The organism is Bacillus paralicheniformis (assembly GCF_002993925.1).
GTDB classification, from domain to species: domain Bacteria; phylum Bacillota; class Bacilli; order Bacillales; family Bacillaceae; genus Bacillus; species Bacillus paralicheniformis.
In genome coordinates, this window is the sequence record NZ_CP023665.1 from 281,467 (window position 1) to 306,146 (window position 24,680).

At 46.4% G+C, this 24,680-nt stretch carries 26 protein-coding genes; 10 read left to right on the forward strand and 16 right to left on the reverse strand.

Translation table 11 applies throughout. The features are described 5' to 3' along the window. Positions 1-20: 20 nt before the first annotated feature. From CP943_RS01635 to CP943_RS01655, 5 genes are all read right to left on the reverse strand, one after another. Positions 21-488 carry a hypothetical protein gene (locus CP943_RS01635; protein WP_023857731.1) on the reverse strand — a complete coding sequence of 156 codons (468 nt, stop codon included), beginning with the start codon at positions 486-488 and terminating at the stop codon, positions 21-23. 98 nt (positions 489-586) lie between these two features. Then, complete coding sequence (locus CP943_RS01640) at positions 587-2,785, reverse strand: glycoside hydrolase domain-containing protein (RefSeq protein ID WP_026580444.1); 2,199 nt, start codon at positions 2,783-2,785, stop codon at positions 587-589. Between the two features lie 117 nt (positions 2,786-2,902). Beyond that, the gene (locus tag CP943_RS01645) at positions 2,903-3,322 is read right to left on the reverse strand and encodes a DUF2000 domain-containing protein (protein ID WP_035400503.1); all 420 of its coding nucleotides are present in this window, start codon (positions 3,320-3,322) and stop codon (positions 2,903-2,905) included. Further along, complete coding sequence (locus CP943_RS01650; RefSeq protein WP_096747864.1) at positions 3,319-4,227, reverse strand: DMT family transporter; 909 nt, start codon at positions 4,225-4,227, stop codon at positions 3,319-3,321. The genes CP943_RS01645 and CP943_RS01650 overlap by 4 nt, the downstream gene beginning before the upstream one ends. Further along, positions 4,224-5,060: an AraC family ligand binding domain-containing protein gene (locus CP943_RS01655; RefSeq protein WP_096747865.1), complete on the reverse strand. Its 837-nt coding sequence runs from the start codon at positions 5,058-5,060 to the stop codon at positions 4,224-4,226. Before CP943_RS01655 ends, CP943_RS01650 begins: the two co-directional genes overlap by 4 nt. Positions 5,061-5,310: 250 nt before the next feature. Between CP943_RS01655 and CP943_RS01660 the strand changes: the two genes are divergently transcribed. Continuing rightward, positions 5,311-5,778 carry a helix-turn-helix domain-containing protein gene (locus tag CP943_RS01660; protein ID WP_025810853.1) on the forward strand — a complete coding sequence of 156 codons (468 nt, stop codon included), beginning with the start codon at positions 5,311-5,313 and terminating at the stop codon, positions 5,776-5,778. Between the two features lie 122 nt (positions 5,779-5,900). Here CP943_RS01660 and CP943_RS22570 read toward each other — a convergent pair whose 3' ends face one another. Then, the gene (locus tag CP943_RS22570) at positions 5,901-6,947 is read right to left on the reverse strand and encodes a helix-turn-helix transcriptional regulator (RefSeq protein WP_234026553.1); all 1,047 of its coding nucleotides are present in this window, start codon (positions 6,945-6,947) and stop codon (positions 5,901-5,903) included. A 111-nt stretch (positions 6,948-7,058) separates the two neighbouring features. Between CP943_RS22570 and CP943_RS01670 the strand changes: the two genes are divergently transcribed. From CP943_RS01670 to CP943_RS01680, 3 genes are read left to right on the forward strand one after another with little or no spacing between them, the layout of a single operon-like run. Continuing rightward, positions 7,059-7,751, forward strand: a complete 693-nt coding sequence (locus CP943_RS01670; protein WP_049937907.1) for a class I SAM-dependent methyltransferase — start codon at positions 7,059-7,061, stop codon at positions 7,749-7,751. Continuing rightward, positions 7,748-8,863: a saccharopine dehydrogenase family protein gene (locus CP943_RS01675; RefSeq protein ID WP_095292768.1), complete on the forward strand. Its 1,116-nt coding sequence runs from the start codon at positions 7,748-7,750 to the stop codon at positions 8,861-8,863. The genes CP943_RS01670 and CP943_RS01675 overlap by 4 nt, the downstream gene beginning before the upstream one ends. Before the next feature lie 17 nt (positions 8,864-8,880). Then, complete coding sequence (locus tag CP943_RS01680; RefSeq protein ID WP_095292772.1) at positions 8,881-9,936, forward strand: iron-containing alcohol dehydrogenase family protein; 1,056 nt, start codon at positions 8,881-8,883, stop codon at positions 9,934-9,936. Between the two features lie 50 nt (positions 9,937-9,986). Here the strand turns inward: CP943_RS01680 and CP943_RS01685 are convergent, their stop codons facing one another. Together CP943_RS01685 and CP943_RS01690 are read right to left on the reverse strand one after the other, a co-directional pair. After that, entirely contained in the window at positions 9,987-10,754 is a 768-nt protein-coding gene (locus tag CP943_RS01685) for a SurA N-terminal domain-containing protein (RefSeq protein ID WP_025810849.1), read from the reverse strand. Between the two features lie 154 nt (positions 10,755-10,908). Beyond that, complete coding sequence (locus CP943_RS01690; protein WP_025810848.1) at positions 10,909-11,673, reverse strand: sulfotransferase family 2 domain-containing protein; 765 nt, start codon at positions 11,671-11,673, stop codon at positions 10,909-10,911. A gap of 342 nt (positions 11,674-12,015) precedes the next feature. On the opposite strand from CP943_RS01690, the gene CP943_RS01695 reads away from it, so the two are divergent. Then, complete coding sequence (locus CP943_RS01695; protein ID WP_025810847.1) at positions 12,016-12,903, forward strand: Vgb family protein; 888 nt, start codon at positions 12,016-12,018, stop codon at positions 12,901-12,903. 34 nt (positions 12,904-12,937) lie between these two features. Here the strand turns inward: CP943_RS01695 and CP943_RS01700 are convergent, their stop codons facing one another. From CP943_RS01700 to mmuM, 3 genes are read right to left on the reverse strand one after another with little or no spacing between them, the layout of a single operon-like run. Then, positions 12,938-13,318, reverse strand: a complete 381-nt coding sequence (locus CP943_RS01700; protein ID WP_025810846.1) for a DUF2512 family protein — start codon at positions 13,316-13,318, stop codon at positions 12,938-12,940. 26 nt (positions 13,319-13,344) lie between these two features. Further along, positions 13,345-14,799: an S-methylmethionine permease gene (gene mmuP / locus CP943_RS01705; protein WP_020449975.1), complete on the reverse strand. Its 1,455-nt coding sequence runs from the start codon at positions 14,797-14,799 to the stop codon at positions 13,345-13,347. Further along, positions 14,799-15,746: a homocysteine S-methyltransferase gene (mmuM, locus tag CP943_RS01710; RefSeq protein ID WP_023857745.1), complete on the reverse strand. Its 948-nt coding sequence runs from the start codon at positions 15,744-15,746 to the stop codon at positions 14,799-14,801. The genes mmuP and mmuM overlap by 1 nt, the downstream gene beginning before the upstream one ends. Positions 15,747-15,957: 211 nt before the next feature. On the opposite strand from mmuM, the gene chbG reads away from it, so the two are divergent. From chbG to CP943_RS01725, 3 genes are all read left to right on the forward strand, one after another. Then, on the forward strand, positions 15,958-16,698 hold the full coding sequence (chbG, locus tag CP943_RS01715) for a chitin disaccharide deacetylase (RefSeq protein WP_023857746.1): 741 nt from the start codon (positions 15,958-15,960) through the stop codon (positions 16,696-16,698). Positions 16,699-16,711: 13 nt separating this feature from the next. After that, a complete protein-coding gene (locus CP943_RS01720; RefSeq protein ID WP_105980670.1) occupies positions 16,712-18,085 on the forward strand; it encodes a PTS transporter subunit EIIC in 1,374 nt (457 codons plus the stop codon). Positions 18,086-18,206: 121 nt separating this feature from the next. Further along, positions 18,207-18,983: a MerR family transcriptional regulator gene (locus CP943_RS01725; RefSeq protein ID WP_026580455.1), complete on the forward strand. Its 777-nt coding sequence runs from the start codon at positions 18,207-18,209 to the stop codon at positions 18,981-18,983. Positions 18,984-19,001: 18 nt separating this feature from the next. Here the strand turns inward: CP943_RS01725 and CP943_RS01730 are convergent, their stop codons facing one another. Together CP943_RS01730 and CP943_RS01735 are read right to left on the reverse strand one after the other, a co-directional pair. Continuing rightward, positions 19,002-19,724: a DUF421 domain-containing protein gene (locus CP943_RS01730; protein ID WP_026580456.1), complete on the reverse strand. Its 723-nt coding sequence runs from the start codon at positions 19,722-19,724 to the stop codon at positions 19,002-19,004. Continuing rightward, positions 19,712-20,422 (reverse strand): gamma carbonic anhydrase family protein, encoded by a 711-nt coding sequence (locus CP943_RS01735; protein ID WP_023857749.1) that lies wholly within the window; start codon positions 20,420-20,422, stop codon positions 19,712-19,714. Before CP943_RS01735 ends, CP943_RS01730 begins: the two co-directional genes overlap by 13 nt. A gap of 252 nt (positions 20,423-20,674) precedes the next feature. Between CP943_RS01735 and CP943_RS01740 the strand changes: the two genes are divergently transcribed. Continuing rightward, positions 20,675-20,893 carry a hypothetical protein gene (locus tag CP943_RS01740; protein ID WP_026580457.1) on the forward strand — a complete coding sequence of 73 codons (219 nt, stop codon included), beginning with the start codon at positions 20,675-20,677 and terminating at the stop codon, positions 20,891-20,893. A gap of 86 nt (positions 20,894-20,979) precedes the next feature. Next, complete coding sequence (locus tag CP943_RS22780; RefSeq protein WP_256164202.1) at positions 20,980-21,114, forward strand: hypothetical protein; 135 nt, start codon at positions 20,980-20,982, stop codon at positions 21,112-21,114. Positions 21,115-21,334: 220 nt separating this feature from the next. Here CP943_RS22780 and CP943_RS01745 read toward each other — a convergent pair whose 3' ends face one another. From CP943_RS01745 to CP943_RS01755, 3 genes are all read right to left on the reverse strand, one after another. After that, the gene (locus CP943_RS01745; protein WP_023857752.1) at positions 21,335-21,733 is read right to left on the reverse strand and encodes a ribosomal maturation YjgA family protein; all 399 of its coding nucleotides are present in this window, start codon (positions 21,731-21,733) and stop codon (positions 21,335-21,337) included. Positions 21,734-21,865: 132 nt separating this feature from the next. Further along, the gene (locus tag CP943_RS01750) at positions 21,866-23,296 is read right to left on the reverse strand and encodes an alanine/glycine:cation symporter family protein (RefSeq protein ID WP_020449985.1); all 1,431 of its coding nucleotides are present in this window, start codon (positions 23,294-23,296) and stop codon (positions 21,866-21,868) included. A gap of 23 nt (positions 23,297-23,319) precedes the next feature. Continuing rightward, positions 23,320-24,303 (reverse strand): glutaminase, encoded by a 984-nt coding sequence (locus CP943_RS01755; RefSeq protein WP_026580458.1) that lies wholly within the window; start codon positions 24,301-24,303, stop codon positions 23,320-23,322. Positions 24,304-24,680 lie beyond the last annotated feature (377 nt).

Genomic DNA, 24,680 nt, shown 5'->3' on the forward strand with positions numbered 1-24,680 from the left:
TTCATAAAAAACATGAGATTTTATTGGTTCGGTATATTTTTTAATGCCTTTTTGTATTTTTGTTGTAAAACATAATCAATCATTTTTACGATACGTGCAAACTCGGCTTTTTTGGAAAAGTGGGTAATGAATTGAATCGGCTTTTTTTTCAGGATGACAAGCTGTTTAAGCACCCAGAATAAACACCCCGTAAATATGACAGCTAATATTAGAATGGAGATGCCGGAAATGAAAGGGAATATCGAATCTGCTTGACCAGAAAGAATTGCAGTTATGAACGAAGCCAATATTATACTGAAAAATGCTGCACTGATGAAATAATGAAGCGCAAATGAAGGATCTGAGTAATAGACTTTCAGCTGATTTAAGGTCAGTGAATCTTGTTTAGCGAGAAAGGCTAATAGCTCTTCGTCGCTCTTATCGCGGTAAGTTTTAAGGGTTTTGGCTGTTTTCTGCGTTTCAATGAATACTTGTTTGTCTGTGTTCAATATGAATACCTCCACGATATTTTATATATTAAAGATTTGGAAAAACTGCATAAATACATTATATTATGTATTTATGCAGTTTTCATTAAATAAACAAATTAATCAGTCGTTTCACCAAATATTGCAAATAACACAGCGGACACTGCCGTGCCAATAGCGATTTCAGGTGCTGCAATTCCCGCTATGACAACAGCTGCTACACCCACAGCAGCTACCATAAACCCTCCGACTGCAACCCCAATTGCTCCCCAATCGATTGGTAACGCTTCTACAGGAGCTGCAACTGGTTTGTTAGGTGAGACATATAATTTCTTAATTTTAAAGGTAATTGTAGCCGACATTTCAGTTTTTGTACCATCGACTACCGGAATTTCATCGCTGAATATTGTTAATGAAAGATCCAAAGATTCAACAGAAGGTGAAACGTTTACCATGATATATCCGTTACGAACCGACAAGCCGATATTCTTTAAAAGCTCATCATACGAATGAATTTGTGAAGAACTCAATGATGTTTTTGAGTTTCCTAATACTTCGGTAATGGATGCTCCGACCTTTCCGTTTTTAACTTGTAGTGTGCCCGGTGATGTTTCACTTGGCTTTTTAAATCTCAGTGAAGTAGATAACGTAATATCTAAGTATAGAGACTCGTAAACTGTCTCAGTTTTATCAAAAATAAACATTGTTGTAAATAGTTCAGAAATACTGCTCAGTGCCGGGATATTCGCTAAAACATTTCTCAACATTCTAACTCGTGCGTCATAGACCGGATCTGACGACGGGGTGACACTAGCTGCTCCTTTGTCCCTGCCAGAATAAGCGTCTTTATCAATGCCGATGGCGCCGCTGCCTGTGCCGATTGAATATTCATAGAATTGGTCAAAGGCCCAGTTTTGGGGCATCGTGTAGCCGAGGTTGCCGCTGAAGCCGGTCGACATGTCAGCGACGAAGCTGTATTCCGTTAATCCGGCGTCTGCTGTTCTGATACAAATGTTTCTTGGGCCATATACACCGATCTTATATTTAGGGGTATTCGGAATGCTTTGCATTTTATCAAACGCTACTCTGATTTCGTTAAAATACGGGATGATTTTATTTGTTACTTCATAATCATACGCGTCGAAATCAACGGCAAAATAAATGGTTGTGCCGGATGGGAAGCCTAATCCTTGCGCTGCGTTGACAGCGGCATACGCATCTGTTGTTCCTTGATTTTCTACAAAATACGAGGATTCATAGCCCCCGTCTTGATAAATCGGAAACACCCTCAAACCTTCATTAAAAATGGCAGAAAGCTCGGCAGGAGTCATCGCTTTTGATTTAAGCCCGCTGCTTGTCCGCACATTGCCTGTCAAATATCTGCCGACCACTTTGTACCCGTTGTTGCGTAGAGTTTTCGCAGTGTCCGCCGTTAAGATTGTGGCAGTATCGCATGCCGCAGCAGCACGTGAAGTATCGCCGGAGCTTGCCAATAAGGCTTTAATCGTTGCCATATTGGCAATTCCTGTTACCGGCAAACACATGAAACTTTGGAAACGTGAGACGGCAGATTTTACTTCAGCATCGTATTTGCCGTCAAATTCACCAGAAGGATAGCCATTGCAATATAGTGCGTACTGAAGAATCAGCACGAGCTTGGTTCGGGAGTCTCCGGGTGAGAGTGTCGGGCATTTGCTTGTTGTACCTGGTCCAAAAAAGCCGTTAGCCACACTTGTACTCATACCTTCTTCTTTTTGCAAGGCATAAATGAGCGCCTTATTTGTCTCTCGGGAATAAACACCGTCACAAGGCATTAGTCCGAAATAATTGTTGTAATCCCGATTTAGATTTTGCTGAATTTGACGGATTTTCGTATCGCCGTTTGAAACCAATGTAAAAGCGCTCATGTTGAGCAATGCTTTCATGATCTGTGCTGTGACAACACCATCTTGTTTGGCCAGGCCCGCAGCTTTTTGAAATTTTTTCACGGCTTCCTCTGTACCTTCAAAGAATTGACCTGTTAATCCGCCGGGATTAAACCCGCTTCCTTTCACCCAAAAAGCGCCTTGTAGAATGTAATTGAGGTTTGTCGGTTTTTCATTTTTGGCCTGCCGTTTGAGCGGAATAAACTTACTCTCTGTTGCAGGTCCGAAATTATCAGCGGGCTCCGCGATTCCGAGCTCGATCTGCAATGCTCTCGTTAAACCGTAAATCGTATTCCAATTCGGTATTCCGTTCTCCTCCACCTTGTTGTAACCGTGTTTCCCGCTGTAGGTTTTGTTTAGCCATTCCTGCGTTTTCAACACCATTTCATCCATTTATGATCCCTCTTTCTTTCATTGTGCTTTCACTATTAGGTGGCAAACGTATGACATAAAAAAATACGGAAATTGACTTCGCTTCATTTAATGAAGGAGTCAATTTCCGTATTTTGTTTATCTCAACAGCCCCAAGCTTCCTGTCAGCCGCGCGACTTTTTTCTTATCGCCGCAAACGCCGATTCCAAAATAGCGGTAATCGGAAGCTGCGGTGCTTTGAAATGTTTCAATAAATTTTTCATATGTATGAATGCCTTGCGCGACATCGGTGAAATCGACCGTCAGAATATCGTTGAATTCGTCGGTCAACAGCTTTTGTCTTAATTGATGAAGCAGCTCGGCGTTGCCTTTTAAAATGGGGATTGGAAGTTTGACGATACCCAAATGGTCGATTCCCGAGCCGTCCGTTACATTTTCTCCGAGCAGGCCGGGTTTGTTTTTGCCGAGTGCAGCCCCCAGGATTGCAGCTGTATTGGCAATTAGCCCGAGCGGCAGGCTTTCATCGATGATCAATGCGCATTTTGTCTCTTCTATCAAATTTGTTCCTCCTTCAGCTGAGGTTTTGGTTTTGTTTCAGAAATATAAAGACCGGCCAATGTGAGCGCTCCTCCGCAAAAAGCAACCCATGTCAGTTTTTCTTGCAGAATGACGACGGATGCGGCAATGGTGATGACGGGTACCATATAGATATAAGCGCTCGTTTTTACCGCCCCAAGCACACCGACCGACCAGTTCCATGTCACAAAGCAAAGCGCAGAAGCGCCCGCACCTAAGAACAGGATATTCAGCCAATTGGCGGGGGAGGCGAAAGGGCTGGCGTCGAAGCGGAAATCAAACAGGAACAGAGCGGGAACCATGAATAGCAAGCCGTACAGAAAGATCCGCTGTGTGCATTGGATTGTATGATAACCGAATGTGCTGATTTTTTTCATCAAAATCGCATATGCCGCCCAGACGAATGCAGAGGCAGCAGCAAGAATGTCGCCGAGCGGATTCAGCTTGAGCATCATTTGTCCGTTAAAGAAAATGAGCGCAAGTCCTGTAAAAGCGGCGGCGAATCCAATGAAGAAACGGGGCTCCAGCTTTTCGCCCGAAAGGAAAAAATGCGCCAATACCGCGGTGATCATCGGAATAACTGCGACGATCATGCCGGCGTTTGAGGCGTAGGTAAGGGTAAGCGCGATGTTTTCCAACAGAAAATAAAGCGTCACCCCGCATAAACCTGCTCCCGCAAACAGCGCTTCCTGCCTCCAGCTCCGGAATGTCAGCACATGCGGATGCACCATAATCAGCACGATCAATCCGATGAGAAACCGGTAAAACAATATATCTACGGGCGCAAAATCCTCGAGCAGCAACTTTGTCGAGACAAAAGTGGTACCCCAGATGATGATCGTGATAACAGCTGCGAGGTGTCCGGCGGTTTCGCGTCTTGTCTTCATCCTTTGATCTCCTGCCTGTCATATTCAAAGATTTTCATATATTGTTTCGGAGTCAGCCCGACCTGCCGCTTGAAAAATTTCGTCATATGGCTCTGATCGCTGAAGCCTGTTTGGAAAGCGGCATTGATTGGTTTTACGCCTTCTTCCAACAGCTTTTTCGCATGATTGATACGGACGGTTTCCAAGTAGCTGTAGGGGGAAATTCCTTTCTGCTTCGTAAACGACCGCAGGAGGTGATACTTGCTCCAGCCTGCCAGCTTGCTTAAATGTTCAAGCGTAATGTTTTCCTGGTAATGGGATTCCAAATAACCGCACACCGCTTTGACTTCGTCGGACGGTTCAGGCGCATTTTCGAGAAACGCAACATCAGAATACGTCCGAATCAACTCCTCGAGGAGGTTGAGAAAAAGCTCCTCTTTTTTCAAGGCTTTTTCTTTCTGCAATATTTGAATGTGAAGCTCCTTCAAGCTGGCGTTCAGCTCATGACGGAACAAGACATTTTTCGTGAAATATGGGAGGCTGTCGGTTCCGGTGATCTCCTTCACAAATTTTTTCATAACGTCAGGCATCACATTTATGCAGCGATAATCGAGCGCCTTTCCGTCAATCTGCTCGCAACTGTGCGTGTCATAAGGATTGAAAAGCACGAGATCGCCCTGATTAATGATGTATTCTTCTCCTTTGCAAAGCAAATAGCGCTGCCCCTTCTCAATAAAACCAATCACAAAGTACTCGTGAAAGTGATTCGGAAACTTCTGCATAATGCCTTTAAAGCGGTAGGCTTCAACATTTAGATCAGGGTCGAGGAAAAGCGTGCGGGTTTCATTTCGCATGTCGGGCCTCCTTGGTGTGATGATGTTTAAGTTTATCATGTTTTTGAGAAATTTCTTGTATGATGTTGCTTAATGAAAAAATCGTATTTTGTGAAAAGAATGAGCAATTTAAAGCTGTCGTGGAATGGAATCACAATGGTGAAGATCATAAGGAGAGTGTTAAACTGACAGCAATTACAGGGTCATAAAAATTGAACCATTGTAACTTTTAGTGTAATATTACACTAAAAAGAACATCGGAGGTTCCTCCATGGATAAAGAATACATAACCGAACTCATTTCATCCAAGTTAAGATTAATCCGTGCGGAAAGCGGCTATACGCAGGAGAAAATGGCGAACGTGCTCGGGATGTCGAAGAAAACGCTCGTGCAAATTGAAAAGGGCAGGTCGGCAGCGGGGTGGGCGCATGTTGTCGCGGTATGCGCGCTTTTTCGGAACAGTGAGGTGCTGCAGGCCGTGCTCGGGGATGAGCCCCTTGAGGTGGTGGAGACTGTCGCTCACCGAAGCATCGACAGACCAAAAGGGAAGACGCTCGGCGGAAAAGTGTGGTGGCGGGACATTGAGAAAAAAGGCGAGTTTCGCCTTCAGCAAAACTTGATTTCTCACCATTACCGCATTTTGGATTCGTATGACGACCTATGGTTCAGCACCTTTGAAAAACAGGATGCTGTGGCGCGTTTGGACGAGCTGTTCAATGAACAGGATGGGGTGGAATGAAGAAAAAGTTAAGTCCTCTGAATTTGCTGGTCTTCATTCCTCCAAGATAAGACATAGTGAAAAACACTGCGTGTCTTGTCTGTGGAATCGGAGTTGAGAACAGTTTTCCACCCGCTTTATTTTCACTCCAGCACATCATCAAGCAGCTTCCACATCAGCTCCCTCCGGTTTCCTGCGCCCGTCTTCAAAAAAATCGATTTCAAGTGGTCTTGAACGGTGTAAGCCGATATATGCAATTCGTCTCCGATGGCTTTTGTTGAAAGTCCGCGGATGACCCGGTACACGATGTCTTTTTCCCGGTCGGACAGGCTGTAGGCTTCTGCTATCAGCGGTATGGTTTCTGCCGGTGAAGCAGGCTCGAATGAAACGGCGATCTGGCCTGATGGACCAAAGCCGTCTAAACGACTCGCTTTAATGGATAGGCAGGAATGACCCGGAATCGAGATGACCGTTTTTGCCGGATCGGCAGTTTCAGCCGCTGCCCGCGTGCAGACGGCCCGGACAGGTCTCGGCACGGCATCGCTGCCGATCCTTTCCCAGCCGCGCAAGATATTTAGCCAATGGAGGGCCGCTCGGTTGCATGACAAGGGCTGCAGGTCTTCCGACAAAATCAGAATGCCTCCGACATGTTTCATGTGAAACACGTCTTTTTTTGACAGGTGGTGTCTGAATTGCTGAAGGTGCCGGCCGATAAGCGGTGCGAGTGAAGCGAGCAAGCTCTTATCCTTTTCTGTAAACAGCGGCTGTCCTCTTTTCCTCAACAGGGTAAGGTATCCCCGGCACGCCCCCTTGCTGAGCAGAACGGCGCGCAATTCATCTTCATAGCCTGCAGGCCCAAGAATGTTGCTGTAGCGTTTGCTTTGCCGGAAGTCTCCTTTGACCGATTCACTTAATATAGCCGCTGTCTGCCGTGTCTGAATTAAGGCTTCGAATCGATTCACATCCTCCTGCGTGTACTCAAGCTCGAATAATTGCGGATGGATCGCTTCAATTTGATCGTCTGTGACGGCTCCGATGGACAGTAAGGTCTTGGGGTCTACAGCCGTGCAGCATGATGCATCAAACGGAATCGCCTGTTTTAATGCAGACAGCATGGCTTCGATATATTGGGGCGAAGAACGGGTTGTGCGCTGCAGTTCGTTCAGTATGTCTTTTAACGGCCGGTTCATGTCGGTCCTCCTCTTTAAAAATCCCAGGTTTAAGGGATGGTGGTTTGTTGAAACTCCTTTATAATTGAGAACAATTCTTAATTAATTTTACTAAAAGGAGAACGGCTTGTCATGAACATGGACTGGAATCATCCTGATGTCTATCAATACGAAAAGAAAATCCCTTTAAAAATCCCATGCTATGAAATGCTCTACGATATGATGGATCGCTTGTTGACGGTCCGGCTTTCTGAAGATGCGGCTAATGTGATGGTCGTCGGGGCCGGAGGCGGGCAGGAGCTCGTGACGCTTGCAAAAAGACACCCGAATTGGTCATATACAGGAGTCGATCCGTCTGCCAGCATGCTCGGTTTGGCGAGAAAAAGGCTGGAGCTCGCCGGAATTCAGCCTCAAGCCGATCTGATTGAAGGAGAAGTACATCAGCTTGAGTGCGGATTTCAATATGATGCTGCGACATGCATGCTTGTGCTTCACTTTGTCCGCCATAAGCTTGAATTTTTGCAGCAGATCGCCTCAAGATTGGCGGATGGCGCTCCGTTTTTCATTGCGGCCATTCAAGGCAACATGACGTCAGAGGCATTCAAGTGGCAGATGTGTGCCTGGAAGGAGCATATGCTGGCAGGCGGGATTTCTGAACAGGAATGGGAGAGCTTTTCCGCTTCAATCGGCAGCCGCTCTCATCCGGTGCCGGCTTCAGAGGTGGAGGATCTGCTCGGCAAAGCAGGCTTTACAAACGTAACGAGATTTTTCAGCGCTTATGTAATCGACGGCTGGTTTGCTGTGAAAGGAGGCGGCAAACAATGAAGAAACATATTGTCGTGATCGGCGGGTACGGTCATGTCGGCGCCCAAATCTGCCGGAGTCTCGGAGAAAAATATCCGGGCCGTGTGTATGCTGCCGGAAGAAACCTGGATCACGCCGAGCGTTTTAGTCAGGAAACGGGCGGCCAAGTGAAGCCGATGCGTTTCAACAGAGATGCACCGGCTGACTGGGATTGGCTCAAGACGACGAAGCTGGTGATCGTGTGCATCGATCAGGAAAACACTGAGTTGGCAGAGGCTTGTCTGGCGAGCGGCACGGATTATATCGACATTACGGCGAACGGTTCATTTTTAGCTCAGCTTGAACAGCTGAATGACAAAGCATGCCGCGGCACTGGATTATTAAGCGTCGGCCTGGCTCCGGGGCTTACCAATTTACTTGCGCAGAAAGCCGCCCAGGCTCTCGATGAAACGAGTCGGATTGATATTGCGATCATGCTCGGTTTAGGTGACAGCCACGGAAAAGCGGCGATCGAGTGGACAGTTGACCATCTGAATACGGTGTATGATGTGAAAGAAAATGGACACTTGATGGAAGTCAGCAGTTTTACAGACGGCCGGCGGACAAACTTCGGCGGGCGATTGGGGCGCCGGACAGCCTACCGGTTTCCTTTTTCCGATCAGGTGACATTGCCAGGCACATTAGCCGTCCCTTCTGTTTCTACCCGGCTTTGCTTTGATTCAAGGCCTGCCACTGTGCTGATTGCGGCCATGCAAAAAATCGGCGCAGCCAAGCTCTTAAACAATAAGGGAATTCGAAATCTGGCGGTCCGTATGCTGGGGGCGCTCAACATCGGATCAGCGCAATACGCGGTAAAGGTGGATGCTGAAGGATTGAAAAACGGCCGGAGCGCCGGGACAGGCATCGCGCTGTTCGGCGAAAATGAATCATTCATTACCGCACAGACAGCCGCTGCAGCCGCGTCAGCTTTGTATACCGGAAGCTTTCCACACGGAATATTTCATTTGGAACAGCTGTTTGAGCTTGAATGGGAAGGAAGAGAGTCTTGCTTAATTCAGAAAGAAACCGGTGACCGGTTTGTGATATCGTTTGACATCTTGTTAGAAAGTGAGATGATAAATATTAGAAAATAATAGAAGGAGTGGGAAATATGCAGCCTGAAGATATTGTCAGAAGCGGTCCGAACCAGTACGTTTGCAGGGAGGGGATCGCGAAAGAACTGCCGTCATTTGCGAATGCATTCGAACGGCCCGTCATCATTACTGGAGTCAAATCGTTTAAAGCTTTTACGAGTTATACAACGCCTCCAAACGATTGGAAAGTCGTTCAGCATACGGGCTGCAGTTCCCTAAATAAGATTAAAAAAGCAGCAGAAGCAGCAGAATCGGCAGATGTCATCATCGGGATAGGCGGGGGAACCGTCTTAGATACGGCGAAGGCAGCCGCCGATTTGTTGAACATTGAAGTCATGATGATTCCGACGATCCCGGGAACATGCGCGGCAAGCACGCCGTTAAGCGTGATCTATGATGATGACGGCAACTTTTCGGGCGTCCAATACCATAAGCGCTCAAGCTATTTGACGCTGGTCGATCCGCTGCTTCTCCTTTCTTCACCGGTCGCGTATGTGAAAAGCGGAATCGGCGATACGCTGGCGAAATGGTATGAGGCCGAAGCGATCATCAGAAATACGGCCGAGTCACTTTCCATCATGGTTCAGACAGGGTTGAGACAGTCTGTCTATATTCGGGATATTTTGTTGACAGAAAGCCTGAAAGCCATAGAAAGTCTTGAAAAAGGCGAAACCTCCTCATCTTTCGCAAAGGTCCTCGAAGCGGTTATCGCGCTGGCTGGCACAGTAGGCGGATATGCGGGACGCTATGGCAGAATGGCCGGAGCCCATGCCATTCACAACGGCTTAACGTTCATCCCCGAAACCCATCGTGTGCTGCATGGCCAAAAGGTAGCCTACGGGATACTCGTGCAGCTTGCTTTAGAAGGACGGACAGATGAAATTGCCGAACTGATTCCCTTTTATGAAGGGCTCGGTTTTCCGAGAAGACTTAGCGATTTAGGCATTTTAGAAAACGTTGAAGAGGCAAAACGGACCGTTGCCGCTCATGCCGTGCGGCCGGATGAATCTTTATGTCTGATGGGATCTTTTCATGAAGCTGATGTGATGGCGGCGATAGAGTCGCTTGAATAAACCTGATAAATAAAACGAGTCAGCCATCCTGTAACGGATGGCTGACTTTGTTAAATTTCCACTTTCACATCGGCGCTTTTTTTCAGTTTTTCAACCTGCTGTCCGAGTTTTTCCTGTCTTTTTTGCTGTTTGAGCATGTCTTGGATTTGTTTCTTGACATCGTCAAACGCAGGTGTGTTTTTCTGTCCGCTGTCTTTTTGCTGTGCGGCAAATTGATCATAGTAATCTTTGATTTCTTTGTCTGTGACCTGATCTGCCGGCAGTTCTTTGTCAATATATTTTTCTGTTTTGATATTGTCGGCAATGTCACTTTTCAGCGTGTTCATGTTTAAGCCGGCTTTCTTGACAGCTTCCTCAAAATCTTGATCATTTTTATACTGCTTTTTGCTTTCGTCCAGCTGTTTTTCAATTTCTTTCTCAGATGCTTTGTAGCCTTTTTTGTCCGCTTCTTGGGTAATTAAAGCCTGTCCGACCAGGCTGTCGATGGCCTGCTTTTTGATTTGCTGTGCCGCATCTTTTGAAGTCGGATCCTGTCCTGTTTGCTGATACTGCATTTGTGCGGTTGATAATACGCTGTTATAGTCCTTGCCTGTGATCTTTTCATCGTTAACGACAGCCACTGTTTTTGTATCATCGACTTTTTGCTGATCAAGCTTTTTCTGCATGGCTTTCATTTGCTTTTCTTGATCCTGCTGTCCGCTTTGGGCTGTTTTTTCTTGATTGTTTGCCTTGGATTGCTGATCATCATGATTTGAAGTGCAGGCGCCCAATACGACAGCCAATAATCCAATCATGAGAGATGATATGCCTTTTTTCATAATATATCTCCTTTCTTCAAACAGAAGTGATTCTTAAAATGACCTTTAGTGGGCATTCTAAACGATCGTCTCTGAAAAAGAAACCATTTGGAATCAATTTTCCAAAATGTAATCGAATTGAAAGGAGATCGTAATGTGATGGCCGAGTTCCGGTTTACTTGATATGTTTCGGATCAAAGCCGTAGACTTCGAAGTCCTTCGCAAAAATCTCCTGCACCAGCTCTTTTGTTTCGTCATTGTAAAAGCTCTCAAAAGTCGGTAACACCCAGTCGAAGGATGACATGGTGAAAACGGTGTCCGCGAATTTTCCTTTTTTGAGCATAGTATCGGAAAGATGGTGCGGTGATTTCGACAGCTGTGATATCGGAGATTTCAATAATTTGTATTTGTTTTCAATCTCTCTGATTTGCGCGCTGAATTGCTCGAGGTAAATATAATTGGTGACAAACTCTTCTTCTCCTTCGAGATACTGAGGACCAAGGTGCCGGTCAATGGCGCTGATTTCCGGCCCCAAATCTTTTAAATGATGCAAGAATTGGGTGAAAGACAGCCCTGTTTTCATGTCACTGTTAAACAGACAGATAAAATTCGGGGAGCAAATTGCCGCCAGAAAGGAACTGACTGCTCTCCGGAAAGGGTTACGCACAAGCTTGTAAGTGTCCTTTTTTCCCTCTCTTAATTCTGCCAGAAGATCCTTCACATAATCCGGCTGCTGCGTATAGATCGTATTTCTGTAGTGATGAACCTCCCCCGCGCATCTTCGGCCAACATCTTCAAGCAGTCCGTTTTGGAAAAAGAACCAGCGATTCAGCGTCGTGCAGCCGCTTTTTGGAATCCAGAACAGAATGATCGGAAAATCTTTCGCAAAAAGAGGGGTATAAAGGTAAATCAAGCGATTCAGTCTCTCATCTTCAAACATGCAGAACACATCCACTTCTTTCTTTGTTTTGGTCCGCCTGAGACAGCGGTTGCCTTTATACACAAAGTATGCCGTCACCAATGAATTGATAGGGCGATAATATGAATATATTTCAAAATGATAAGATCTGGAAGGTAGTTCCTTATTGAACCATATATAGAAAAATAAGTTTATGCTTTAAAACAATCTTATGATACTAGAGCATGCCTGTACAGTTTATATTTAATGGAACTTTCTGTTTCACTGCATGCTCCGCCTGAGGTAACATGAAAATGAGAAATGCCTGGGAGCGTTCTGAAAGATCAGATGCTCAAGGAAAATGGAATAAAGGGAGGGTCGCTCATGCAGATTCGCATGACTGAATATCATGTTCCCAACCCCGAGTCGGGGCCGTACGGGATCGCCGTATGTGCAAACGGGCGCATTTGGTTTACTGAACAAAAGGGAAACCGGATTGGTATGCTCACAGAGTCTGGAGATATTACCGAATATACGATTCCGACGAAGAGCGCAGGCGCCTCGATTATTACTCCCGGGATTAGCGGTGAGCTATGGTTTACGGAGTATAAAGCGGGGAAAATCGGAAAAATGACGCCTCAAGGGGAAATAACCGAGTATGCCCTTCCTCTAGGTACTGCCCCGTTTGGGATCGCCGTAGGCTGTGACGATGCCATGTGGTATACCGATATGGCCGGACATCAAATCGGCAGGCTGTCATCTTCAGGCGAAATCACTGAATATAAACTGCCCAAACCGGGAGCCTTCCCGTCATTTATTACAAGGGGAGCAGACGATGCACTCTGGTTTACACAAAATCAAAGCGGCTCCATCGGGCGAATAACGGCAGATGGAGACATCAGCGAGTACCCGCTTCCTGGAGAACAATCCGGACCGGTCGGAATCACTGCAGGCCCGGACGGAGCTTTGTGGTTTACAGAAATAAACGAAAATCAAATTGGGAGAATTGCGGTCTCAGGGAAGATCAGCGAATACCCGCTTCCGACAGCCAATGCCCGCCCGCACGCGATTACCGCCGGCGGCGATGGTGCCCTGTGGTTTACGGAATGGGGTGCGGGTCAAATCGGCCGCATTACAGTCAACGGGGATATTACGGAATATCCAATTCCGACGGCCGAGTCTGAACCGCACGGGATAGCGGCCGGACCAGCCCAATCGATCTGGTTTGCAGAAGAGTGCGGCCGTATTGGGAAAATCTCTATTCTTGATTAAAAAACGTCCAGTTTGCTGGACGTTTTTTTATATATTATTCCGTTCTCGTTTCCATTCTGCGGTTGGGAGAGCCAAGGCCTTTATTCATCAAGTAAAAATGGAAAATGTATTCACCGATTGCCATAGCGACTGCTGCAAAAAACGCGGCCAATGCAGCGGTGTTTGCAGCCGTTCCCGTCGCAAGAGCCATCAGCCAAACGACAAGAAAAGCGACGCCTAAATCGGCTAAAGTGGCTGTGATGTTATTGGTCTTCGGCAAAATAAACAAATCACCCAGCAAATAGGATACCGCGCCAAGAACAATTGTGATGAAGAGGGTGTTTTCAAAACTGAAACTAAACCCGAGCCCGAGAACAAGGTACAGTATCACAATTGTCATGATGCCTTTAATGGCAAGGGCTTTCACATGTTCCATAACAATTCGCTCCTTTATACGAGATTTTAGTTTTTCTTTTCCTCGTATTCAGAAAACGAAACATGCAAACTTGCTTTTTTAACGGGCTCAGACATTTTTCCGCCATTCTTTCTGTTTCTTGCATAGTAGATGATATAGCATAACGCCATAAATGGAACACCGCAAAAAAGGGCGATTCTTTGGTTCGGATCAAAGGCAATGCCGATGCAGGATGCCAGACATAATAGAAAAGCGGCAATCGGTACTGCCGGATAAAACGGTGTCCGGTATTTTAAGCCGTCTGCGGTGTTTCCTTCAGCCAAAAAGCGTCTGCGGAACATGAACTGCGAGGCTGCAATGCTCATCCAGACGGCAACAACGGCAAAGCCTGAAATTGATACAAGAACGATATAGACGGAATCAGGTGCAAAAACACTGGAGAGCAGCGACAGAATGCCGCCGATCATACTGAAAATCAGCGCGTTCAACGGAATTCCCCGTGAAGTCAGCTTTTGAAAAACGGGGTGTAACGTTTTTTCTTTTGACAGTGACCAGAGCATCCGGGAGCAAGCATATAAGCCTGAGTTGGCCGCGGAAAGCAGAGCCGTCAGAATCACAAAATTCATAATGTCGGCCGCGTATGGAACACCGATACGGTCAAAAACGACGACGAACGGGCTTTTGATCACACCGGCTTCTTTGACCGGAATGAGGCATGAGAGCACGAAAATCGTTCCGATGAAGAAAAGCACCAGTCTCCAGAGTGTTGTCTTGATCGCTTTTGGAATGTTCTTTTCCGGTTCGGCGCTTTCTCCGGCGGCAATCCCGATCAGCTCCGTACCCGAAAACGCAAAATTCACGGAGAGCATCGCCATAAAAATTGGAAGGAAACCGTTCGGAAAGAGCCCGCCTTCTCCTGCAAAGTTTGAAAGAAGCGGTGCGGAATCTGTATTTTGTAACGGGATGATGCCGAATATCGCCGCTCCGCCTAAAATAATAAACAATATAATGGCAAGCACTTTAATGCTCGAAAACCAAAATTCGGACTCGGCAAAAAATCTCACTGAGACAGCATTGAACACGAAAATCAGTGCAGCGAAAACCGCGCTCCACATCCACACCGAAGTATCGGGGAACCAGCGCTGCATTAATAACCCGGCAGCGGTAAATTCCGAACCCAGCGCGACAGCCCAGGTCAGCCAGTAAAGCCAGGCGACGGTGAATCCGGTGCCCGGCCCGATGAATTTAGAGGCATACATATGAAACGATCCGGTCACAGGCATGGCAACCGATAATTCGCCGAGGCAGAGCATGACAAGGTAGACGATCAGAGCCCCGACTAAGTAGGCTAAAATCGTTCCGGCAGGACCCGCCTGTGAGATCGTATAGCCGGAACTTAAGAAAAGACCCGTGCCGATAACGCCTCCCAAGGAGAGCATGATCAGGTGTCTCGTTTGCATTTTTCTTTGAAAGTTCTGACGATTGTTGTTTGACTGTTCCATCATATCTCCAGCTTTCTCGCCCAGTCGGCGACGGCTTTTATGTCTTCAGGTGTTGTTCTGCAGCAGCCGCCGATCAGCTGTGCTCCTTGGTTGTACCAGCTGCGGGCGCTTTCTCCGAAGGAAGCTTTGCATGCCGCACCATGCCATGTTTTTGTCTCCGGATCATACTGTTCACCGGAATTCGGATAGACGATAATCGGTTTAGCTGTATGCTTTTTGATGCCGCCAATGAGCGAAGAGACATGCTCCAGCCGCGTACAGTTTACGCCAACTGCCGCAACCTGGTCATGCTGATCGAGCCATTTCGCGCATTCGCCGGCTTTCGTGCCGTCGCTGATATGACGTCCGTCTTTAGCGCTGAAACTGATCCACGCATGTGTGTCAGGGAATTCTTTCAATAAATGAACGATTGCTTTTGCTTCTGAAAGGCACGGTATTGTTTCACAGGCTAACATATCGGCGCCTGCATCGATTAAAGCGGCCATTCGCTGCCTGTGAAAATCGGCCAATTCGTCTTCTGTGACGTCATAATCCCCCCGATATTCGGAACCATCCGCTAAAAAAGCGCCGTAAGGGCCTACTGAAGCGGCTACAAACGGTTTGGGCCGGCCTTTGCGGTTTTCCGGAACCGCCCAAAATTCATCGCGTGCTTCTACAGCAAGACGTACAGACTCCCGGATAAGGTGGAGCGCTTCTTGTTCACTGAGGCCGCGTTTTGTGAAACCTTCAACCGTCGACTGATAGCTGGCTGTCATCGCGCAATCGGCGCCCGCACGGAAATAATCCAGATGCACTTGTTTGATAAGCTCGGGGTTTTCGATGAGCATTTTTGCAGACCACAGGCTGTCGTTCAAATCACAGCCGTACCGTTCAAGCTCGGTGGCCATCGCGCCGTCAAGTGTGATGATAGGAAATTGTTCTAAAATCGATTGGATCGGATTGGTCATCTCATTGTTGAGGATCTGTCGTTTGAGACCCCGGCCTCCTTTTTTAGAGTTTTTAAAAATATATGAAAAATAGTTTAAAAGACTTCAGTAGCTTTTGTCAATCTACCAAAAATCAGTTTTTACTAGTAGCTTTTGTCGTTTTCTATTTAGGGTAAAACGGTACGTCTCCGCATATTTTTTTAAAAAAAGACTGATAAGGGGTATTGGATGGATGAAAAAACTGATTATCAATGCTGATGATTTTGGATATTCAAGAGGCGTGAACTATGGAATTATTGATGCCTATAAGCTGGGGATTTTAACATCAGCGACGTTCATGACAAATATGCCGGGCGCAGGTCATGCGGCGCGGCTGGCTCGCGAATCGCCCGGGCTCGGGATCGGCGTACATTTGGTGCTGACCTGCGGAAGACCGCTTTTGTCTGATCACCGGACGATCGTCGATGCAAAGGGGAATTTTCGCAATCTCGCATTTTATCAAGGTGCTTTTACAATTGATACTGATGAAGTATACCGCGAGTGGAAAGCGCAGATTGAAACATGCATCAACATGGGCTTGGAACCCGATCATTTGGACAGCCACCATCATATCAACGCTTCCCCGGGCATCTCAGACGCATTTTTGACGCTCGCCAAAGAGTACCGTTTGCCTGTCAGGCGCAATATGGAGAGTGCTGTGATCACGGAAAAAGGAGTGAAAACAACAGACTTTTTTTCACCTGTCCTCGAAGCGGCTTTAAAGGATGAAGAAGCCGTCTCTGAACTGTTTGAAGAGCATGATACTGTGGAGGTCATGACCCACCCGGCATACCTCGATAAGGAGCTTTTGACGAACTCTTCTTATACTTATCCGAGAGTCGATGAACTTGAATTTTTAACCGATCCGGACGTTGTCATCCGTTTGAATAAGCTTACTGATGTCCAGCTCGTATCATTTAGGAATTTGACATAAGGAGAATGCCGGAATGAAACATATTTTTCAGCTGCTGGGAAAGTCTTTGCTGATTCCGATTACCGTTCTTCCGATCGCCGGCCTGCTGCTGCGTCTTTCTGCGGAAGATATGCTGAATATACCGCTTTTTCAAGCGTCAGGCGTGATATTGAACAATATGGATGTCCTGATCGCAATCGGCATCGCCATGGGCTTTGCCCGTTCAAAAGATAAAGGAATTCCTGCGCTGACAGGATATTTGGCGATAACCGTATTAAAAGAGGGGCTCGGCATCTTGAATCCTGATCTTGATATGAGCGTCTTCGGCGGGGTGCTCGCCGGCCTGATGGCGGCTTTCATTTATAACCGGTTTCAACATACGAAACTGCCAAGCATGTTTTCATTTTTTGGCGGAGAGAAGTTTCCGATTACGATGATCGTATTGGTGACGATTCCGGTGGCAGGCTTTTTTTCAATCGTCTGGCCTTATGCAGAAGCGGCGATCGACACTTTTAGCCAGTCGCTTGTAGGTCTTGGCGCTTTCGGGGTGTTTGTATTCGGATTTCTGAATCGGTTTTTGCTGCCGTTCGGCCTTCACCATGTCATGAATACGTATATTTATTTTGGGCTTGGGCGCTATGAGACGGCATCCGGCGAAGCGGTGACAGGGGAAATTACGCGGTTTTTGAATGGAGACCCGACAGCCGGCTACTTTCTCGGCGGCTTTTTTATCACGATGATGTTTGGCATTCCGGCGATCGCTTTGGCAATCGCGCATGCAGCCAGAACGAGAAAAAAGGAAACGAAAGCGCTCATGTCTTCAGGAGCAGCCACATCACTGATCACCGGGATTACGGAACCAGTTGAATTCACGTTTTTATTTACTTCGCCTTTATTGTACTTTCTTCACTCGGTCTATACGGGACTTGCCGGAGCGGTGCTCTGTATGCTTGGGATTCGTCACGGCTTCTCATGGGGAGCAGGCGCAATCGATTATTTGCTGAACCTTAATTTATCAGACGGCGGATTATGGATCATACCCGTCGGCCTTGCCTTTTTTGCTCTCTATTATGTTACGTTTTACTTTGTGATTATAAAGCGAAACATTCCGGTGATCGGAAGGGAACAGGAAACACCTGAAGGAAACCGGCTGCATCAGTCTATGGCTGAAGGCATTCTTAAGCATATCGGCGGCCGTGAGAATGTCGTGACTTGCGAAAACTGTATAACCCGTTTGCGAATGAAATTAAAAGACACGTCCTTGGCGGATGAAGCGCAATTAAAGCAATTAGGAGCGCACGGTGTGGTCAAAATTGACCAGCATCATATCCAGATTGTGATCGGAACGGATGCTGGGAATGTGAAAAAAGATTTGCAGAACTTAATCGGGGAGACTCCGCCGGATTAAAAACTGGAGTTGATTGTCCCGTACCTTTTGGAAAAATCACGAGTCTGCGAAAAATAAGCTTGCACCTCCAGCAGCGTGAGGCGTTATGATAGGAATAAATCGTCAGTTGGAGGGGATTTTTATGGAAAATGACGGATATTATTCAATCGGTGTTTTTTCAGAAATGACAGGGACATCCATTCGGACGCTCCATTATTACGATGAAATCGGCCTGTTGAAGCCTGAAAAACAGCCGGGAACAGGCCGCCGTTTCTACACAGACAGAGATGCGAGAGAGTTGCAGAAAATCACATGTTTTAAGTTTCTCGGGTACAGTCTTGAACAAATTCGCGCTTTCATGAAGGATGCATGCTTTGATGCCGGTCTGATTGAGGCGCTGCAGGAGCAGAAAAAGGTGCTGGAGGAGAAAAAGGAACATATTGAAACAGGGCTGAAAGCGATAAACAGGACAATCGGTCTTCTGGAGGAGGAAGAGGAAATCGACAGTTCTGTTTTCATGAGCCTGCTGAACAGCATCCAGACTGAGAAGGAGCAGCGCATATGGCTTGAACAGCAGGTGTCCAAACGTTTTGCCGATGATGTATTCGGCAAATCAGAAGATGAGATGGCCAAATTGGATCAAGAGTATGTTCGTTTATCTAAGGAAGCCAAGCGGCTCATGGGAAAACCGGTTGATGACCCCGAAGTGCAGGTAATGGCGGACCGATATATGAAGACGAGTTTGGAATTTGTCGGAGAGGGCGTGCTGTCGGCTTTAGGACAGATGGAGACAATCGAATCGCAGCAGCTGGCAGAGAAGTTTTCTTCACCTTTTACAAAAGAAGAGGATGAGTGGCTGCAGCAGGTGTTCGAATATTACATGATTCACAACGATTTCTGTCCCGAAAACGGCCGATGAAAAAATCCGCCGGAGCTTTTAATGCAAAAGCTCCGGCTCAATTTTCGCCGTTTCATTATCAAGCGAAACATGCAGTTGATGGTTTTGATTAACCGAAGCGAAAAAGATTTCATCCATTCGTTCAAGCCCTTTTTTTTTCAGCTGGTTTTTGAGCCAGCTTTCCGTTACATTCAATTGGTGAAGGACAGATGTGTACACTTTCCCTTCAATGATGACCGGATATGAAAATTCGCCGCTGCTTTTTTGAATCCCCATATCTTCAGCCGTGACTTCCATTTTATTTGGCTTTTTGTATACCGTTAAATTTCCATTCGCCTCTATAAACGCCATTTCTACGTCGCTGACATTGAAAACATCTTTTTCACGAAGCATTTGCAGAACATTATCCACCGAATATCTGATTCGTTTTAAATTGCCGACAATAAACGTTCCATTTTTGATGACGATGGTCGGTTCAAATGTAATCAGACGTCCGAGTGTTCTGTTTTTGATCATGATTTTTGAAGCGAGTCTTTGCAATAGGGCAATCGCAGCCACCGCAGCGGCGGTATGCAAATGTTCAATCCTCGGATCGGCTATGTCAGCTCCGACCACAGCCCCCAATGTAATAATGATTAAAAAATCAAATACAGGCATTTCGCCGATTGAGCGTTTTCCCATTAGCAATGTAACAGCCAATAAAAGCGGAAGGATGGTGATGATTCGCCCGTAGACAACCAAAATTTCTTTCATAGTTTCCATTTTCTCGCTTCCTTTTTATAGCCTTTTGCCAATTCAAGATTGACGGCCGTCATTTTCGAGTTGAGGTCATGATATGGATAAGAATCGCTTATTTCAGGAAGCCGGTTGGCATCCTCCTGGTTTGAAATCACACGACCCGCCGAAACAAACCGTTTTGGGGGAATTGTAACACCGATTACTGTTGCTCCCGGTTCAATCACCGTATTCTCTTGGATATAGGCATCAAAAACAAGGCTTTGCATCCCGACAAAAACATTGTTGTCAATTCGTACGGGACCGTGAATTTGACATTGCGGGGCAAGTGAGACTTTCTCGCCTATGTAAATGGAATACGATTCACGATCCTTAAAAACGGATTGTTCAGTAACTGGGCTGTTGTACTCATAGTTTTTCATACCGTGCAAGACAACTCCGTCCTGGATATTGCAATCATGGCCGATGTAGATTTTTAATCCCGTGTCTCCTCTGATCGAAGAGAAAGGCCCGATGAAAACGTTTCGCCCGATGACCACACTGCCGATGACCGAGGCGAAATGATGGATGTATGAGGACGCATCAATATCCGGAATATCTGCTTCTTGATTAAATGACGCGGTAATATTGGGACTGACATTGTCTTGGATCAGCAGCTTTTCAAGAAACTTCCCGGCGAGTGACGAAACCGTTAACCCGAGGATGAGTTTGTTGCTTAATTTCATATGACCTGCCTCCTTTATTCAGGTAGTCTGTCTAAAAAACGGGATAATATTTATGGGCGGCGGTCTGAAACTAAAAAAGAGGATATGGGTAGATAACGGCTAATAAAGCAATGGAATAGGTTTTAGGAAGCGTTCAAGACGATTACCATTTTCATCTCTGAAAAAACAAAGGTCATTTAGAGGAGGAAATTTACGGTCAGCTTGCCTTGGCTGACTCCTCGACAGAGCTCTATTTTAAGGGAGGTTGAAACTTTGAATCTATCTTTGGCAGTTGCATTAGTTATATCTGTGTTTTTAAATATATTTCAGCTGGCACAACTCAAATCCAATAACCGTAAAAACGGAAACTGGGAAGAGAGTACAAAAAGGCCGCTCAACCCCTTCGCTGCCATCCTATGGACTTATTTCGCCATTATCATTCTTTTGATGTTGGCTGCATTAGTAACCGTCATCATACAGCTTAACGAATAATATTAGCGCTTCTCTTCTGCTGCCGGCTTTTTATTATTGCCACAGTCATAACGAAAAATGCGCAGAAATTGCAAGGAGAAAAAACGATGAAAACGGGATCGCTCGCTTTGACACACACGGAAACGATTGCCCCGAAGAGATCTATTTTAAATGAAGAGACGTTCGAATTTGAAACTCAAAAAAGATGGGCAAATCGTAAAGCATGCGGTAGAAAATCATAAGGAAGAGACAAATACCGCAGCTCCTCCTGCCAAAAAGGATAGAGACATTGGACATGTCAAAAAAAACAGGAGGCAACCCGCTGCCGAATACAGAAAATAATCGCCTGTACCGTGCTTTACTCATTGGACCCATCCTTCTTATTATCGGACTTGCTATGTTTGTTTTAAACTGTAAAAAGACTCAAAATCAAAGTGCGTAAATATTCCCCAAAAGACAGCGTTACGGCTGTCTTTTTCGTTTGCGGAACAGCACTTCGCCCACGGCACCTGCGGAAACGCCGAGCACATAAGCCAATAAATCGCTCCACAAAAATCCATAACCGAGAATGAGTCCGCCGAGCGGAACGGCTCTGATATCATCAATCCATGGAGCGTGATACAGCTGGCTGCATTCGATTAAAAAACAAAATGCGAGCGCAATCAGCGCCACTGAAGCTGTCTTCGCGTTTTTGAACAAAAAGCCTGCGCCGAAGAAAATCATCAGCGCCCACAGCGCATCCCCTAAATAGGCATTCACGATGTCCGGCAGCATATCGGCCGCCTTTCTTGAAGCAAGCCCCGCCGCCATCGCTGCGAATATCAGCGCAAGCCGGCGGATACGGCTTCTTTTCATATTCATGGCTGGACCCCTTTTCTGCCAAAGCAGGTGAAGTAAATCTTCGGAGACATGACGGATACAAGAGGAAAAACGTTTTATTATTTTGGACGGTTTAAAATGAATGAAAAAAGCCGCCGGATACGGCGGCTTGTGTTATATCGCATTTTTGCTTTCGGTTTTTTGTTCGGTGCCGGAGCGTTCCCAGCATTCGACGCCTTCATGGTTTTCAAGAACATCTTTATAAAAGACCGGATCTTTTCCAGCTTTTCGCTGTTTCACATAGTCTTTCAAGGCGGCAAATGCCACTTTTGACAGCAGGAAAATCGCGATTAAGTTGACGATGACCATCAAGCCCATGAACAAGTCGGCGAGGTCCCACACAAGCTGGACTTTTGATACCGATCCGAAGATAACCATCGCAAGCACACAGATTCTGTAAATGAAGAGCCATGCTTTGTTCGTGTGCAGGAATTCGATATTCGTTTCTCCATAGTAGTAGTTTCCGATTAAGGTGCTGAAAGAAAACAGGAACACCATAATGGCAAGAAAGCCTGAGGCCCATGCTCCGATGTGCGTGCTGAGCGATGCTTGCGTCAACTCGATTCCGCTCAGCCCCGGTTCTTGATACGCATCGGAAAACAAAATGATAAAAGCTGTGCTTGAACAAATCACCAAAGTGCTCGTGAAAACCCCTAAAGCCTGGACAAGACCCTGTTTGACAGGATGGCTCGTTGTCGCTGCGGCTGCGGCATTCGGCGCGCTGCCCATCCCGGCTTCATTCGAGAAGAGGCCGCGTTTGATTCCGTTCATCAGCGCTGCGCCGATGGCTCCGCCTGCCGCTTGTTCAAGGCCAAACGCATGACCGACAATCAAAGAGATGACGTCCGGCAGTTTCGTAATGTTCATCAGCATGACAAAAACGGCGACGCCGATATATAAGACGGCGAGAAATACGACAATATATTCGGACAGCTTGGCGATCCGTTTGATACCGCCGAAGGTAATGATGCCGAAGGCAATGGTAATAATAATCCCCAGTGTAAGACGGTCTGTGCCGAATGAGTTTTCAAAAGCGACCGTTATCGTATTGGACTGGACCGCGTTAAACACGATTCCGAAGGATAATGTAATCAAGACGGCAAACAGCGCACCCATCCAGCGTTTTTTCAAACCCTTTTCCATATAGTAAGCAGGGCCGCCGCGGAAGCCGTCTTTATCCTTTATTTTATAAATTTGCGCCAGCGTGCTTTCGACAAAGCTTGACGCCGAACCGATGATGGCGATGATCCACATCCAAAAGATAGCGCCGGGTCCGCCCAAGGCAATGGCGATCGCAATCCCCGTAATATTTCCTGTGCCTACTCTCGCGGCCATGCTAATGCAAAAAGCCTGAAAAGGAGAGATTCCGTTTTTGTCGGGTGCTCCTTCCTTTAAAACCCGGAACATGTCTTTCAGCAAGCGAACTTGAAAGAACTTCGATTTAAAAGTAAAAAACAGTCCTGAAGCCAGAAGCATAATAATTAATAGTTTTGACCAAAGAAAATCATTTGTGACAACAATGACTTCTTGAAGGAATTGCTGCATGCTTTCACCTCTTTTTTGTGATTTTAAAAAATACTGAGATCCCATTCACGGGCTATATGTTTTAACAGCATTCCGCCCGTCATGCTGTTGCCGTAATCGTCAATCGCCGGACCGTAGATGCCGATGCCGCATCCATGCCGAAAAGGCTGTTCTCTTTTCATGCTGGCAGGCACCGCGCACATGATTCCGCCGGAGACGCCGCTCTTTGCCGGAATGCCGACAAAGGCCGCGAATTTTCCTGAAGCATTGTACATGCCGCACGTCAGCATTAAAGCTTTTGTCAGCCTGGCGACATCCTTCGGGATCACCTGCTCTTGGCGGAGAGGGTGATATCCGTCATTTGCGAGAATCATGCCGATCAAGGCGATGTCTTCAGTGCTTCCTTCCATGGAGCATTGCTTCAAATAGACTTCAAGCGTTTCTTCGACGTCTGCTTCGAGGAAGCCGGTTTCCTTTAAATAATGGGCCAATGCTCTGTTCCGATGGGCGGTTTGCCACTCTGACCGAAATACTTCCTCATTGATTTCAAGCCGTTTTCCAATCATTTTTTCAATGACTTCATGAAGCGACTCCATTTTTTCCAGTGCCGATTCACCGGGTAGGATCGACGCAACGGTCAGCGCTCCGGCGTTGATCATCGGGTTAAACGGCTTTCCCGGCTTGTGCATTTCAAGGCGGATGATTGAATTGAACGCGTCTCCCGTCGGTTCTACATCAACACGGTCTAATACGTAAGAAATCCCTTTCGTCAAACACGCTGCGATAAAGCTGACCACCTTTGAGATGCTCTGGAGTGTGAATGATACGTCCCAAGTTCCTGCTTTGATCACCGTTTGATCAGAACCGATCACACAGATGCCGAGCTGGTTAGAGTCGATTTTTCCTAAAGCGGGAATGTATTCGGCGTTGCGTCCGCTAGCGGAAAAAGGACGGTAATGTTCAACCAAATCTTCAAGGCAGGATTGCCAGAAGCGGGCGTCATAGCGTTCTTCCAATACTTCATTCATCGAATTTCCTCCAATCTGACCTGTTAAAGCTTGCAGGTTTGCTGAAAAAATACGAGGCTCTAAAAAGCGGTGATTAGGGCATGGCGGCAGAAGGCAAAGGGGTATAAGCCTCTGCCGCACAAGTTGTTTTAAAGCCTGTTCTTTCCTGGGAAAAGGGGTTTGGGTTGCGCAAGGGAGTGAGTTGCGGGAAAATATAAGCGTTTTCAAATAGAGAAAATATACATTCAATTTATAATAGAACCTACATAAACCTACAAAAAGCGACAAAAATATTTAAAAAATAAGCCAATTGATTTAAAAATCAAATCGACTGTGGGTAAAATGGGAGTTGCGGAAAACGTGCGGTTAAAGTCAAAATAAAGCAACACGTTTGTAAT